Consider the following 13519-nt stretch of genomic DNA (forward strand, 5'->3'; position numbering starts at 1 on the left):
GCCGGGTGATCCGCGCGCCCCGCCGGTCCGTACTGGATGGGGGAGCAGGGGTCGGCCGGTGGTACGCCGCCGCGAGACGATCGAGGAGCAGATGGCCCGGGCACAGCAGGACAACAAGGCGGCGACCGTCCGGACCAGCGAGAGCAGTCGGGGGGTGCGGACCCCGTCGCGGTCGGCGAGCGCCCTCCTGATCGCGTCGCTGCTCGCCGCGCTCTGGGCGGCGATCATGCTGACCGGCGCCGGCCAGAAGGCGTACGCGTACGGCTTCTTCTTCACCGAGTTCTTCGCCGGGGTGGTCTCCCTGGTGGCATTGAGCCTGACCGTGATGCTCGGTCTGCTCGCCACCGACCGGCTGGTGCTGCGCATCCCGCACCGGGTGCTGACGCAGTCCGCGCACCGGGCCACCGGCGTGCTGGGCGTGGCCGGCCTCGGCTTCCACGTCCTCACCAAGATCGCCACCGGGCGGGCGGCGCCGACCGACGCGTTGGTGCCGTTCGTCGGCGGCCGGGGGCTCTACGTGGGGCTCGGCACCGTCGCCGCCCTGCTGATGGTCAGCGTGATCTGGACCGGCATCATCCGCGCCCGTTTCGCCGACGTCGGTCCGAAGTGGCTGTGGCGGGCCCTGCACTCCGTCGCGTATCTGGCCTGGCCGTTCGCTGTCTTCCACGGCCTCAACGCCGGTCGCGCCGCAGCGCCCTGGGTGATGTTCAGCTACCTGGGCTGCATCCTGCTCGTGGTGCTGGCCCTGCTGGTCCGGCTCTCGGTGAGCATCGGCCGGCGTAGCCGCGAGCAGCACCAGGCAGCGGTGCGCAACGCGGTGATGGCTGGCCGGGCCGAGGAGGCGAAGACCGCCCGAACGCTGCTTGCCGGGTTGGGGCGGCGCAGCAAGCCCGCCGACAAGCGTCCCGCCTGGGCGGACACCACCACCGCCACCTGGGCCGCCCCGGCCGCCCGGCGCGACCCGGAACGGTTCACCGTCCCGGTGGTGCCCGAACCCGGCTCGCTCGTCGAGCCGGCCCGGCCGAGTCGACGCCGACGGGAGGAGGAGCCGGCGGCCCGCCGGGACACCGAACGGTCGTCCCGCACCCGACGCGACGAGGCGGAGCCCACCACACGTCGCTCGGCCCGCCGCAGCGTGGAGGAGACCGGCACCCGCCGACGCGACGAGGAGGAGTTGGAGCCGGTGGCCCGGCGGCGCGGCTCGCGTACCCGGGACGAGGAGGTTCCGACCGGCCGGCGACGCGCCGAGGAGTCGGACGCCGAGCGGCCCAGCCGCCGGTCCCGCCGCGAGGACGAGGACAGCAGGTACTCGGCCCCGCCGCTGCCGACGGCCGAGCCGGAGGAGCCGTGGGACAGCCCGCGCCGGTGGCAGGGCACCGAGCCGATCTCCGTGGAGCCGATCTCGGCCGGCCCGGTCTCCAGCAACCCGATCTCGTCGGCGCCGCGCAGCGGCAGCGGCCGGCACAGCGTCGAGGACGACCTGCCCGAGGAGCCGGACTACTGGCGTCCGCCGGCCCGGTACGTGCCGGACGAGGTGGCGCCGCCCGTCGACGACACCCCGACCCTCGTCGACCTGGCGTCCCGCCGCGCCAAGCGGGCCGCCGGCGAGGGCCGGTCCGCCAAGCGCCGCAAGGCAAGCGCCGACGCGGTGGACGGGGCGTACTGGGCCGGGCTGCGCGGTGAGGCGAAGTGATGCGCACCGCCGTGCCACCGGTCGCCTGCGTGGGCGAGCCCCGGCTCACCGCCGGCTTCGCCGAGTACGGCCGGCTCGACCTGGCCGCGCACGAGGAGGTGCACGGACCCATCGGCCCGATGGAGCCCGCGCAACTGCTCCAACTCGCCGAGGGCATGCAGCTCAAGGGCAAGGGCGGGGCGGGGTTCCCGTTCGCCCGCAAGATGCGCGCGGTGCTGGAGTCCTGCGAGCGGCAGGACCTGGCCGCCGTGGTGGTGGTCAACGCCACCGAGGGGGAGCCGGCCAGTTGGAAGGACAAGGTCCTGCTGACCCGCGCCCCGCACCTGATCCTGGACGGCGCGGCCCTGGCGGCGTACGCCCTCGACGCCGACGAGATCGTGATCGGCGTGGCGGACGACGGGGTCGGCAAGGACTCGCTGATGGAGGCCCTCGACGAGCGCCGGATGCCGGTGCAGACGACGATCGTGACCGTGCCGCACCGGTTCATCTCCGGTGAGGGCGGCGCACTCGTCAACGGCATCAACGGTCTGCCGCACATCCCGCCCGGCACCAAGAAGCGTTCGAGCGACTCCGGGGTCAGCGGCCTGCCCACCCTGCTGTCGAACGCCGAGACGTTTGCGCAGCTCGCCATCGGTGCCCGACTGGGCCCGTACGAGTACGCGGCGCTCGGCACCGACGACGAGCCGGGCACCGTGCTGCTCACCGTGACCGGGGCGGCCGGCCGACCGGCCGTGGTGGAGTGCACCGCCGGCATGCCGCTGCGCGACGTGCTCGACCTGTGCGAGGTGCCGGACGTCCAGGGCATCCTGATGGGCGGCTACCACGGCAAGTGGATCACCCCGGAGGCGGCGGAGAAGGCCGAGGTCTCCCGCAAGGGCCTGGCCGCCGTCGGTGGCACCCTCGGTGCGGGCATCATCATTCCGCTCGGCGTGGACACCTGCCCACTCGGTGAGGCCGCCCAGGTGGTGCGCTACCTGGCCGGCGAGTCCGCCGGTCAGTGCGGACCGTGCAAGATGGGCCTGCCGGACCTGGCCCGCGCGGTGGACCTGGCCGTTGCCGGCAGCCAACCGGCGGACGTCGTACGGGCCGCCGCCGGCGAGGTGAAGGGCCGGGGCGCGTGCAGTCACCCGGACGGCACCGCCCGGTTCGCGCTCTCCGCGATCGAGGTCTTCACCGACGACCTGCGGCTGCACAGCACCGGCGACGGCTGCGGCCGACGGGTCAAGGGCGTGATGGGGCTGCCGGGCGCACCCGACGCGAACCCGCAGAAGCTCACCCTGGACTGGTCGCGCTGTGACGGGCACGGCCTGTGCGCGCACGTCGTACCGGACTTCATCCGGCTCGACGCGAACGGATACCCCGCCTTCCCGGCCACCCCGGTGCCGACCTGGCTGCGCGAGGGCGCGTTGAAGGCGGTCAAGGTCTGCCCGGAGCTGGCTCTGCGACTCGCCAAGGTCGAGTAGGCAAGCTTCAAGGCCCAGCAGGGGTCCCTTCCGGACCGGAACGGAGCAGCGGATGCGGATCGGCATGGCGTGGGGAACGCTCGGGCGGGTGCGGCGCCGGGCGGGGGTCGGGCGGCTGCGCCGCGCCGTCACCGCCGGCGCGCTGCTCACGGCCCTGGTCGGAGTCGCCGCCTGTACCGGCACCGCGCCGGGTGGGCCCGCCGCCGCCGGATCGCCCCCGGCCGCGACCGGCTCGGCGACCACGCCGGCCGGCTCGCCGACCACGCCGCCGGTCGCGCCGAGCGGCGGACCACCCGCCGCTCCGGCGCAGGTCCCGGACGTGCTGCGCTTCACCGGGACCACCCTCGGCGGGGCCGCGTTCGACGCGGCGCAGCTCGCCGGCCGGCCGGTGGTGCTGTGGTTCTGGGCGCCGTGGTGCGCCACCTGCGCCAGCCAGGCCTGGACGGTGGCCGAGATCGCACCGAAGTACCGGGACACCGTGCCGATCGTCGGCGTCGCCGGGCTCGGCGAACGGAAGGCCATGAAGGAGTTCGTCACCGAGTTCGAGCTCGGCGCGATGCCACAGATCGAGGACAGCAAGGGCGTGCTCTGGAAGCGGTTCAAGGTGACCGAGCAGAGCATCTTCGTGGTCATCGACCGGAACGGCACGGTCGTCCACCAGGGCTTCCTGGACGGTGAGGCGCTCACCGCCAAGGTCGCCGCACTGGCCGGGGCGTGACCGGCGCACTGCTGCTCGCGCTGACCGCCGGCATGCTCGGCGCGGTCAACCCGTGCGGTTTCGCGCTGCTGCCCGCGTACCTCTCGCTGTTGGTCTCCGGGACGTCGGACACCCGGGGCGCGGTCGGCCGCGCGCTCACCGCGGCGGCCGGGCTGACCCTGGGGTACGTGCTGGTGTTCGGCGCGTTCGGCCTTGCGCTCGCGCCGCTTGCCGGCTGGTTGCGACCCCGGCTGCCGTGGCTGACCGTGGCGCTCGGCGTGCTGCTTGTGGTGGCCGGCTGCTGGTTGCTTGCCGGTCGGCGGCTGCCGGCCCCCGGCTGGTCCGCGCGGGCCCCCCGACTGACCCGGTCCTGGCCGTCGATGGCGCTGTTCGGCGCGGCGTACGCGCTGGCGTCGCTCGGCTGCGCCATCGCACCTTTCCTGGCCATCGTGGTGACCAGCCTCCAGGCCGGCTCGACCGGCCAGGGGTTGGCGCTGTTCGGCGCGTACGCCCTCGGGATGGGTCTGGTGGTCGCGGTCGCCGCGCTCGGGGTGGCGCTGCTGCGCGACGGTCTGGTGGCCCGGCTGCGCGTCGCCGGCGCGCTGGTGCCCCGCCTCAGTGGCCTGGTGCTGCTGCTCGCCGGCGGCTACGTCGGCTGGTACGGCTGGTACGAGCTGCGCCTCGCCGCCGGCCGCCGCGACGCCCTCGAAGACCCGGTCATCCGGGTGGCCGCCCAGGTCCAGCGAGCCCTGGCCGATGCCCTGGACCGGGCCGGCCCAACGGTCCTGCTGGCCACCTTGGCCCTGCTCCTCGTAACCGCGCTCCTGGTGAAACGCACCCACCGCCAGACCGCAGCCCCCGTTGATCATGAAGTTACTGCCCCGACACGCCGGGGCGAGGGGCAATAACTTCATGATCAACGATTAGGGCGCGTGGGGTTGACTTCGGGGAAGGATCACCGGAGGGTGGGCTGACAACGTTGTCACATCGGAGGGCCACCATGCGTATGTCCGAATTCGAGTTGAGCAGGCGGCGGCTCCTCATCCTTGGCAGCGCCGTCGGCGCTGGACTCGCCATCGCCCGGCCCGCCGCCGCCCAGGCCGCGCCAGCCGCCACCACGTCACCGGCCGCGGCCACCGGCCCGGTCGCCAGGACCTACCACGCGCTGCTGCTCGCCCACACCCGATGGGCCGAGGAGCAGTGGGATCCGGCGATCAACGCGTACCGCCTCGCGGACTTCAGGTTCGCGGTCGTCCTCGGTAACGCGGTCCTGCTCACCTCGCCCGGGTACGACCCGGCGGCAGCAGGCGTCGACCGGGACACGTTGCACGCGCGTACCGTCGCCACCATCCGCCGGTTCGCGGCCACCAACCGGCTCGCCGGCGGCACCGAGTGGGGCCGACAGCTCTTCTGGGACAGCACCTTCGAGCTGTACTTCGTCCTGGCCGCCCGACTGCTCTGGTCCGACCTGGACGAGCTGACCCGCACCAACGTCGACCGCATCGCCCGTGGGCAGGCCGCGTACGCCCACTCCCTCGGCACCGGCAACGACCCGCTGAGTGGCAGTTGGACGCCGAACGGCCGCACCGGTGGCTGGATCGGTGACACCAAGCTCGAGGAGATGGGGGTCTACGCCCAGGCGATCGCGCCCGGCCTGGCCTGGGCGGCGGACGACCCCGCAGCCGCGGCGTGGCGCGAGCGGTTCTCGATGTGGACGCTCAACGCGACCGGACTGCCGGCAGCCGACCGCGCCAACCCCGTCGTCGTCGACGGGCGGGCGGTCGCCGACTGGAACACCGCCCACAACATCCACGACACGTTCCTCGTCGAGAACCACGGCTCCTTCGGCCCGCACTACCAGGAGGAGCTGTGGCGCACCGCAGGTCGTACCGCGGCGCACTTCCTGACCGCCGGCCAACCGCTGCCCGAGGCGCTTTCCCGGCAGCCCAACGGCGACCAACTGTGGCGGACCATGCGGCTGCTGGCCAGTGATGCCGGCGAACCCTTCATGCCGATGGTCGCGGACCGCTACCACCTGTACGGCCGTGACGTCCTGCCGCTCGCCTTCCTCGCGCAGGTCCAGGGCGACCGGCACGCCGCCCGGGCCGAGGCGGACCTCGCCGACCGGCTCATGCCCTACCTGAACTACCCGCCCGAGAATCGGCTCACCAAGTTCAGCGGCGAGCCGAAGTACGAGCCCGAGGCCCGGGCCGAAGTCGCCATCAGCTACCTCTTCCATGCCTGGCGGGCAGCCAACGGCGGCGTGGTCGAGCCGGTCGCCAGCACCACGTTCTTCACGGCGGCGGCGGGCACCCGGGACTTCGGGGAGCAGGCCGGGCTGACCGCCCACCAGACCCCGACCGCGTTCGCCGCTGCGGTCAGCAAGACCGGATTCGTCTCGTTCCAGTGGGCACCGGCCCACGACAACTGGTTGTTCGACACCCGGGCCGCCTCGCTGCTGCCCAGGCAGTCCGCGCCGGTCCTGGGCCGCACCTCCGCCGCGTACACCGTGGCCCGGGACGGTCTCGACGCCACGGCGACAGTTCTGCGCGTCGCCGCCGGCACCGCCGGATACGTCACGCTGCCCACCGGCACGGTCGTGTACGCCACCACCGGCACCGGTGTCGACGAGGGCGCGCTCACCCTGTTCAACCTGGACATGCCCGGCGTACCCGGGCTCACCGGCAGCCGTACGTTCACCGGCGAACAGGGGTCGGTCACCCTGACCGGACAGTCGGGCGTCGGCGACGGCGGCACCGACCAGATCAGCTTCGCGCCCCGTCCCGCCCGGTACGTGCGGATGCTCGGCCGATCCCCGGTCAACCAGTACGGCTACTCGCTGTTCGCGTTCGCCGTGCTCGACGCCGCTGGGGTTGACCGGGCCACCGGCCGGCCCACCACGGCCTCGTCCGCCGACCCCGCCTACCCGGCAGCGCGCGCGACCGACGGCAACCCCTCCACCCGCTGGGCGGTCGCCCGGGAGGAACGCGCCCGCGCGGACAGTTGGCTCGCCGTCGACCTCGGTGAGTCCGTCGACATCAGCGGCGTACGCCTGGACTGGGAGGCCGCGTACGGCACCCGCTACGTCATCCAGACCTCGCTCGACGGCACCGAGTGGAGCGACGCGGCGGTGGTGCCGGACAGCCCGACCATCGCCGGCTCCTGGCTGGACGTCGACGGACGAGCGGGTCTGGTGGTCCACAACGCCCAGAATCCGATCACCGTGACCGCCACCACCGTCACCCTGTCCAGCGGACCGGCCACCGGCAGCACTCGGCTGGTAATCGAGGGGTACGCGGGCGCGAGCAGGTCGGCCCTGGCCGCCGCGGCGTCTCGAACCCTGCCCAGCGGTGGTCCGGAGGCGTTGCGGGTGAGTGACGCGGACGGATACCTGAGCCTGTTCAACCTGTCCGGCGACGACATCACGACGGCGTCCGTCACGCTTGCGCAGCGCGAGACGCTGCGGCTGTACCGCGGAAGCCAGGTCACCGGATCGGGGACCAGCACCTACCAGGTCGACCTCGCCGCCGCGACCGCACGCGTCGAGCCGCCCCGGTTCACCGTGACCGCGGCACAGCCGGAGAAGGCGATCCCGGCCGGTACCCGGTTCGACGTCACCGACTCGCACCACCTGCGAGTCACCGCGCCCGCCGGGCACGCCGTGAAGGTGCAGGTGGAGTCCGCGGCCGGCGGTGCCCGCCAGCGAGTGACGGTTCCCGCCGGACACCGCAAGGACGTCGCGTTCGCCGGTGGGACGGTGACGCCGACAAGCGACCTGGCCCGGTCCCGGACGACGTACCCGACGTCACCGCTCCCGGCCGGCATGACCGACCCGTCGGCGGCCGTCGACGGCGACCCGGGGACCACCTGGCAACCCGGCCCGACCGGCCGAATGGTGATCGACCTCGGATCGCTCCGGGAACTGACGTCGGTCCGCCTGACCTGGACACCCGGTCGGCGGCGACCGGTCACCGTATCCACCTCTGCCGACGGGCTCGGCTACGTGACGGTCGCCTCGGTCCCGAAGCCGAAACCCGAGACCACCGTCTCGACCAGCGCCTCCGGGCGGTACGTGGCGATCGCGGTCGGCGACTGGCGGCCCGGTGACGCCCGACTCACCTCCGCAGAGGTGTCCGGCGCGTAAACCGGTACGCCCCGCGATCTTGCACTTTCTGTCGTCCCAAAAGACGCGGATCGGGGCATCGATACGACAGAAAGTGCAAGATCGGCGGGGTGGGCTGGTTCTAGCGCGGGGTCAGGCGGTCTGTTCCTAGGCGCTCCTGGAGGACCTTCGGGACCAGGACACTGCCGTCGGCCTGCTGGTACTGCTCCAGGATGGCCGGGAAGAGCCGGCTGGTGGCGAGCGCCGAACCGTTGAGCGTGTGCACGAACCGGGTCTGCTTGCCGCCCGGCTCGCGGTAGCGGATGGCGGCCCGACGCGCCTGGTAGTCACCGGCCCAGGAGACCGACGACACCTCCTTGTACTTGCCGGTGCTCGGCATCCACACCTCGATGTCGAGGGTCTTCTTCATCGAGGCGCTGGCGTCACCGGCCGAGAGCAGCGTGCGCTGGTAGTGCAGGCCCAGCCCCTCGACCAGGCTCTCCGCATGGGCGAGCATCTCCTCAAGAGCGGCGTCGGCCTGCTCCGGCAGGGTGAACTGGAAGATCTCCACCTTGTTGAACTGGTGGCCGCGCACGGTGCCGCGCTCGTCCGAGTGCGAGCCGGCCGACTCCCGCCGGTAGCAGGGCGTGTACGCGAACGCCTTCAGCGGCAGCTTCGGGGTCTCCAGGATCTCGTCCTGGTACGCGCCGAGGATCGCCGTCTCCGACGTGGGCAGCAGGAACTGGCCGCGCGGGGCGGACGCCGAGTCGAGGTGGTAGACGTCGTCGTAGAACTTGGGGAACTGCCCGGCGGCGAAACCGGCCGAATCCAGCAGCAGGTGCGGCGGGAGCAGGAACTCGTAGCCGGCCCTGATGTGCTGGTCGACGAAGTAGTTGAGCAGCGCCCACTCCAACCGGGCGCCGATGCCGGTGTAGATCCAGAAGCCGGACCCGCCGAGCTTCACACCGCGCTCGTAGTCGACCAGGCCCAACGCGCGGCTCAGCTCCACGTGGTCGCGGACCTTCTCGATCACCGGCGGCTCACCGAAGGTCTTCACCACCCGGTTGGCTTCCTTGCCGCCGGCCACCACGTCGTCGCTGGGCAGGTTGGGCAGCTCGCTCATCGCGTCGCGCAGCCGGGCCTGCACCTCGTCCAGCTGGGACTCCAGCTCGGCGAGCTGCTTACGCTCGGCGTCCGGTGCGGCGACCTGCGGCTCCTCGCCGGCCCGCTTCGCCTGCGCGTACGCCCGGGCCTCGGCCTTGCGGCGTTGCCGCTCGGCGTCGATCTCCGTGATCAGGGCGCGGCGTTCCTGGTCGAGCCGCTGGATCTCGTCCAGGAATCGGGTGACCTCGGCGGGATCCAGGCGCTTCGCCAACGCGGTCGCTACCGCCTCGCGATCCTTCCGGATCAACTCCATGTCGAGCATGCTGCTCCGTACGCCTCCGTCCGGGGTTCACTGGTGAACCATCAGATGCTACCGTCGCGGCCCCCTCGGCCCGGGACGGGGAGGTTCTCCAGCCGGATCGGCATCAGCACCGAGTAGGTGTCGGCGTCGTCGGGTCGGCGTACGGCAAGTGGGGCGATCGGCCCGTCCAGCTCCAGCACCAGTTGCGGCGCGCCGGCCGCGTCCAGCGCGTCCAGCAGGTAACCACCGTCCACCCCGACCCGCAGCGTGTCGGTGCCCAGGTCGGCGGTGCGCAGCAGCCGAAGGTCGCCTCGGTCGTCGACGCCGAGCACGGTGACGTGCCGGGTCGTGCCGTCCTGGTCGAGGGCGACCGTGGGGGCCGCCGGGTCGGCCAACGCGGCCCGCAGCGCGGCGACGTCCACCGGGATCCGACGCGCGGCCGGCCGTTCGCCGACGGACTGACGCAGCAGCCGGTGGTAGTCCGGGAAGTCGTACGGCAGCGCGGTGCCGGTCACCGTGCGGTCGGCCGCCCGCACCCGCAGGTCCGCACCCGCCACGCTCAGCCGCACCGGCCAGGCGTCGGCGGTGTCGAGCAGCGGCCGAAGCCTGTCGACGAGGGTCACCGGCACGAACACCCGTACCGGCGGCCCGTCGACGTCGGCGCCGGCCCGCGCCAGCGCCAGCCGGTACCTGTCGGTGGCGACCAGCCGGACGCCGTCGGGCTCCACGTCGAACAGCACGCCGGCGAGCATCGGCAGCTCCGGGTCGACGCTTACGGCGAAGCGCACCGCGTCGAGCGCGGCGGCCAGGGCAGCGGGGGAGACCAGGAGCGTGGTGGCTGTCGGCGGGGCCGGGTCGACCAGGGCCCGGAGCCGATCGACCTCACGGCGGGCGTCGCTGAGCCCGTCGACGAGCCGACGCAGGTGCGCGTCGAGCAGTTGGTGCACCACGGCCGGCTCGGCGCGTACCGCGGCGGCGATCTCCGGCACCGGCATGCCGATCCGGCGTAGCCCGGCCACCAGCCGGGCCGGGGCGACCTGCCCCTCGGCGTACCAGCGGTAGCCGGTGACCGGGTCGACCATCGCCGGTTCCAGTACCCCCGCCGAGTCGTAGAAGCGCAGGGCGCTGACGGTCAGGCCGCTGGCCCGGGCCAGCTCACCGATGCTGTGCAGGTCGCTCACGCAGGGCATCCTGCCCCCTCGACCCGGTCGAGGGTCAAGCCGAGCGGGTGAGCACCCGGAAGGTGAGACCGGCCCGGACGAGCCGGTCGAGCAGCGCGTCACCCATCGCCGCGACGGGGGTGAGCTGGCCGGCGGTCGGCGGCAACTCGTCGAGGGCCAGGCACAGCGCCGACTCGGCGAGCATCTTCGCCGTCTCGTCGTAGCCGGGGTCACCGCCGGCGACCTCGGTGACCACCCGCTGCCCGCCTCCGATGCCGACGAACCGGACCCGGAACCAGGACGCCGCCCGCTGCTGCGCGGTGGGCCCCTGCCCGGACGCGAGCCGGCCCAGCAGCCAGCGCCGACTGGGCGGCACCTTCACCAACCCGAGCAGCGCGCCGAGCCCGGCCGCGCCGGCCAGCACGGTGGGCAGCCGCTTCACCGCGGCGAAGTGCCGGTAGCGGAAGTCCGGGCCGTACTCCGGGCGGGCCGCCGCCGAGCGGCGGACCACCTGCGGGTCGATCGTCGGCAGCGGCACGGTCCAGATGCCCAGCTCCGCCGAGCGGGCCAGCCGACCGGGCACCGCCCGGACCCGACGGTCGGTGGGGCGCGGCTCGACCGCCCGGCGCTCCCGGGCGGCCTGACCGGCCTGCCCGGTACGGGAGAACGCGGTGAGCGCCGAATGGTAGGTGCCGGCCGAGAACCGGCCGCCCGCGCGCACATAGCCGTCCACGGTGATCGGGACGTCCGCGGGCAACTGCTTGACGGTGAACCAGGCGCCCAGGTCGTGCGGGACGGAGTCGAAGCCGCAGGCGTGCACCAACCGCGCTCCGGTGCGGGTCGCCTCGTCGTGGTGACGCACGTACATCAGGTCGACGAACTCCGGCTCACCGGTGATGTCCAGGTAGTCGGTGCCGGCCCGGGCGCAGGCCGCGACAAGCGGCTCCCCGTGGTGGATGAACGGACCGACCGTGCTTGCCACCACCCGGGCACCCTCCGCCACCGCCCGCAGCGACCCGGCGTCGGTCACGTCGGCGGTGAGCAGCGGCAGGTCGGCCAGGCTCGGGTCGATCGCGGCGAGCCGATCCCGGACGGCGGCGAGGCGCTGCGGGTTGCGCCCGGCCAGCGCCCAGCGCAGCCCGGCCGGCGCGTGTCGGGCCAGGTATTCGGCGGTCAGACCGCCGGTGAACCCGGTCGCCCCGAACAGCACCACGTCGTACGTCCGTTCCACGGCCATGCCCGGAGTCTGCCAGTCGCGGTCGCCGATCGACACTCGTGCGGGCCCGCGTCACGGGGTGAACACGGCCCGTACGCAGCCGTCGGCCCGATCCCGGAACAGCGCGTACCCCTCGGGGCCCTGCGCCAACGGCAGTCGGTGGGTGGCCAGGTGTTCGGTCCGCAGCTCGTCGCGGGCCATCCGATCCAGCAGCGCCGGCACGTCGCGCAGGTCCGGCCGGCCGGCACCGCGCAGCGTGAGCCGCCGCTCGGTCAGCGCGCCGAGCGGGAACGCGTCGACGAAGCCACCCGGCTCGCCGAGCACCACCACCACGCCGCTCTTGCGACACGCGTGCACGGCCTCCCGCAGCGCGTCCGGTCGGTCGGCGTGCCGACCAGCGAACCGGTCGGCCACCGAGCGGGCCGGTGGCGTGCCGACCGCCACCACGCACACGTCCGGACCGCGCCCACCGCTCCGGTCCCGCAGTTCGGCCGCGACGTCGCCGCGCCGGTAGTCGAGCGGCTCGGCGCCGGAGTGCCGCTCGGCCATCCGCAACCGCTCCTCGTGCCGGTCCACGACCAGCACCCGGGCCGCTCCGCGCAGCACCGCCGCCCGGGCCGTCAACTGGCCCACCGCCCCGGCGCCCCAGATCGCCACCACGTCGCCGGGGCGCACCGCGCCCAACTCGGCGGCGAGCCACCCGGTCGGCGCCGCGTCCGCGGCGAACACCGCCCGGTCGTCGTCCACGGCGTCCGGCACCCGGAAGGCGCTGACGTCGGCGTACGGCACCCGCACGTACTCCGCGTGACCGCCGGCGAAGCCACCCGCCGCCCGGGGGCGGCCGAAGCAGCCGGCGTCCGAGCGGGCCCAGTCGGGGTCGACGCTGGCCAGGTCGGCATGGGCGTTGTCGCAGCAGGAGTGCAGGCCCCGACGGCAGTACCAGCAGCCGCCGCAGGCCACGCTCGCGCCGACCACCACCCGGTCGCCGGTGCGGTGCCGGCGGACCCCGGGGCCGACCTCGACCACCTCGCCCAGGAACTCCGCACCGAGCACGTCGCCGTCCCGCAGCAGCGGGTGCCGCCCGGCCAGCAGCGGCAGGTCACCGCCACTGGTGGCGCTCCGCCGGACCCTCACGATGGCGTCGCGCTCGTTGCGCAGCTCCGGGTCGGGCACCTCGCGTACCCCCAGCTCGCCGGCGGCCACCCAGCACAGCGCCCTCACCCGCGGACCTCGGGACGGTCCAGCGCGGAGCGGTCCGCGCGCAGCACCTCACCCGCCTCCACCCGTTGCTTGATCTGGCGCAGGGTCCGGCGGACCAGCAGACCCGGGTCGTCGCCGACCAGATGCGCGGCCAGCCCGGTGGGCGGGGTGACGCCGGCCAGCGGCCGGGCGGCCAGCTCGGTGCCCCGATCGCCGGGCGCCGGCCGCACCCGCACCTCGACCGCGCCGTCCAGGCGGCGCAGCGGCTCCGGCAGGCGGCCGTCGGGCAGCACCTGCTCCGGTGGCCGGTCCACGGTCACCACCTCCCACCGACCCGGCGGGCCAGGGTCGCCGTCCGCGCCGGGCCGGCCACCCGCGTCGCCGTCCGCGCCGGGCCGGCCACCCGCGTCGCCGTCCGCGCCGGGCCGGCCCAGCCAACGGCGTACGCGCCGCAGCCGCGCCGCCCCGGCCAGCGCCGCGCCGCCGAGGGCGGGTCCCGTCCGCGCCAGCCGTCCCATCGGTACCACCCGTCCTCCCGGTTCGCGTCCCTCGATCGTCCGTGCTGCCCGGGTGAAGCGCGCTC

The 13519-nt window shown here is 74.0% G+C and carries 10 protein-coding genes; 5 read left to right on the plus strand and 5 right to left on the minus strand.

The genetic code is table 11. From position 1 onward, the window contains the following. Positions 1-58: 58 nt before the first annotated feature. From AB0C15_RS19295 to AB0C15_RS19315, 5 genes are all read left to right on the plus strand, one after another. Entirely contained in the window at positions 59-1693 is a 1635-nt protein-coding gene (locus AB0C15_RS19295) for a ferric reductase-like transmembrane domain-containing protein (protein ID WP_357353715.1), read from the plus strand. Further along, positions 1693-3156 carry an NADH-ubiquinone oxidoreductase-F iron-sulfur binding region domain-containing protein gene (locus AB0C15_RS19300; protein ID WP_357353717.1) on the plus strand — a complete coding sequence of 488 codons (1464 nt, stop codon included), beginning with the start codon at positions 1693-1695 and terminating at the stop codon, positions 3154-3156. The genes AB0C15_RS19295 and AB0C15_RS19300 overlap by 1 nt, the downstream gene beginning before the upstream one ends. A 52-nt stretch (positions 3157-3208) precedes the next feature. Continuing rightward, entirely contained in the window at positions 3209-3874 is a 666-nt protein-coding gene (locus AB0C15_RS19305) for a thioredoxin-like domain-containing protein (RefSeq protein ID WP_357353719.1), read from the plus strand. Continuing rightward, positions 3871-4761 (plus strand): cytochrome c biogenesis CcdA family protein, encoded by an 891-nt coding sequence (locus AB0C15_RS19310; RefSeq protein ID WP_357353721.1) that lies wholly within the window; start codon positions 3871-3873, stop codon positions 4759-4761. The genes AB0C15_RS19305 and AB0C15_RS19310 overlap by 4 nt, the downstream gene beginning before the upstream one ends. Before the next feature lie 92 nt (positions 4762-4853). Next, entirely contained in the window at positions 4854-7997 is a 3144-nt protein-coding gene (locus AB0C15_RS19315) for a discoidin domain-containing protein (RefSeq protein WP_357353723.1), read from the plus strand. A 100-nt stretch (positions 7998-8097) separates the two neighbouring features. Here AB0C15_RS19315 and serS read toward each other — a convergent pair whose 3' ends face one another. From serS to AB0C15_RS19340, 5 genes are read right to left on the minus strand one after another with little or no spacing between them, the layout of a single operon-like run. Then, positions 8098-9381 carry a serine--tRNA ligase gene (serS, locus tag AB0C15_RS19320; protein WP_357353725.1) on the minus strand — a complete coding sequence of 428 codons (1284 nt, stop codon included), beginning with the start codon at positions 9379-9381 and terminating at the stop codon, positions 8098-8100. 41 nt (positions 9382-9422) lie between these two features. Further along, positions 9423-10550 (minus strand): MerR family transcriptional regulator, encoded by a 1128-nt coding sequence (locus AB0C15_RS19325; RefSeq protein ID WP_357353727.1) that lies wholly within the window; start codon positions 10548-10550, stop codon positions 9423-9425. A 25-nt stretch (positions 10551-10575) separates the two neighbouring features. Beyond that, entirely contained in the window at positions 10576-11757 is a 1182-nt protein-coding gene (locus tag AB0C15_RS19330) for a saccharopine dehydrogenase NADP-binding domain-containing protein (RefSeq protein ID WP_357353729.1), read from the minus strand. A gap of 51 nt (positions 11758-11808) precedes the next feature. After that, positions 11809-12957 carry an alcohol dehydrogenase catalytic domain-containing protein gene (locus AB0C15_RS19335; protein WP_357353731.1) on the minus strand — a complete coding sequence of 383 codons (1149 nt, stop codon included), beginning with the start codon at positions 12955-12957 and terminating at the stop codon, positions 11809-11811. Continuing rightward, positions 12954-13454, minus strand: a complete 501-nt coding sequence (locus AB0C15_RS19340; protein WP_357353732.1) for a hypothetical protein — start codon at positions 13452-13454, stop codon at positions 12954-12956. Before AB0C15_RS19340 ends, AB0C15_RS19335 begins: the two co-directional genes overlap by 4 nt. Positions 13455-13519: the final 65 nt, after the last annotated feature.

The organism is Micromonospora sp. NPDC048835 (assembly GCF_040649995.1).
In the GTDB taxonomy this organism is placed as follows: Bacteria; Actinomycetota; Actinomycetes; order Mycobacteriales; family Micromonosporaceae; genus Micromonospora.

Excerpts from the sequence above, each read along its gene's own strand:
- AB0C15_RS19315 (WP_357353723.1), top strand. The coding sequence starts at position 4,854 with ATGCGTATGTCCGAATTCGAGTTGAGCAGGCGGCGGCTCCTCATCCTT.
- AB0C15_RS19340 (WP_357353732.1), bottom strand. The coding sequence starts at position 13,454 with ATGGGACGGCTGGCGCGGACGGGACCCGCCCTCGGCGGCGCGGCGCTG.
- AB0C15_RS19325 (WP_357353727.1), bottom strand. The coding sequence starts at position 10,550 with ATGCCCTGCGTGAGCGACCTGCACAGCATCGGTGAGCTGGCCCGGGCC.
- serS (WP_357353725.1), bottom strand. The coding sequence starts at position 9,381 with ATGCTCGACATGGAGTTGATCCGGAAGGATCGCGAGGCGGTAGCGACC.
- AB0C15_RS19305 (WP_357353719.1), top strand. The coding sequence starts at position 3,209 with ATGCGGATCGGCATGGCGTGGGGAACGCTCGGGCGGGTGCGGCGCCGG.
- AB0C15_RS19300 (WP_357353717.1), top strand. The coding sequence starts at position 1,693 with ATGCGCACCGCCGTGCCACCGGTCGCCTGCGTGGGCGAGCCCCGGCTC.
- AB0C15_RS19330 (WP_357353729.1), bottom strand. The coding sequence starts at position 11,757 with ATGGCCGTGGAACGGACGTACGACGTGGTGCTGTTCGGGGCGACCGGG.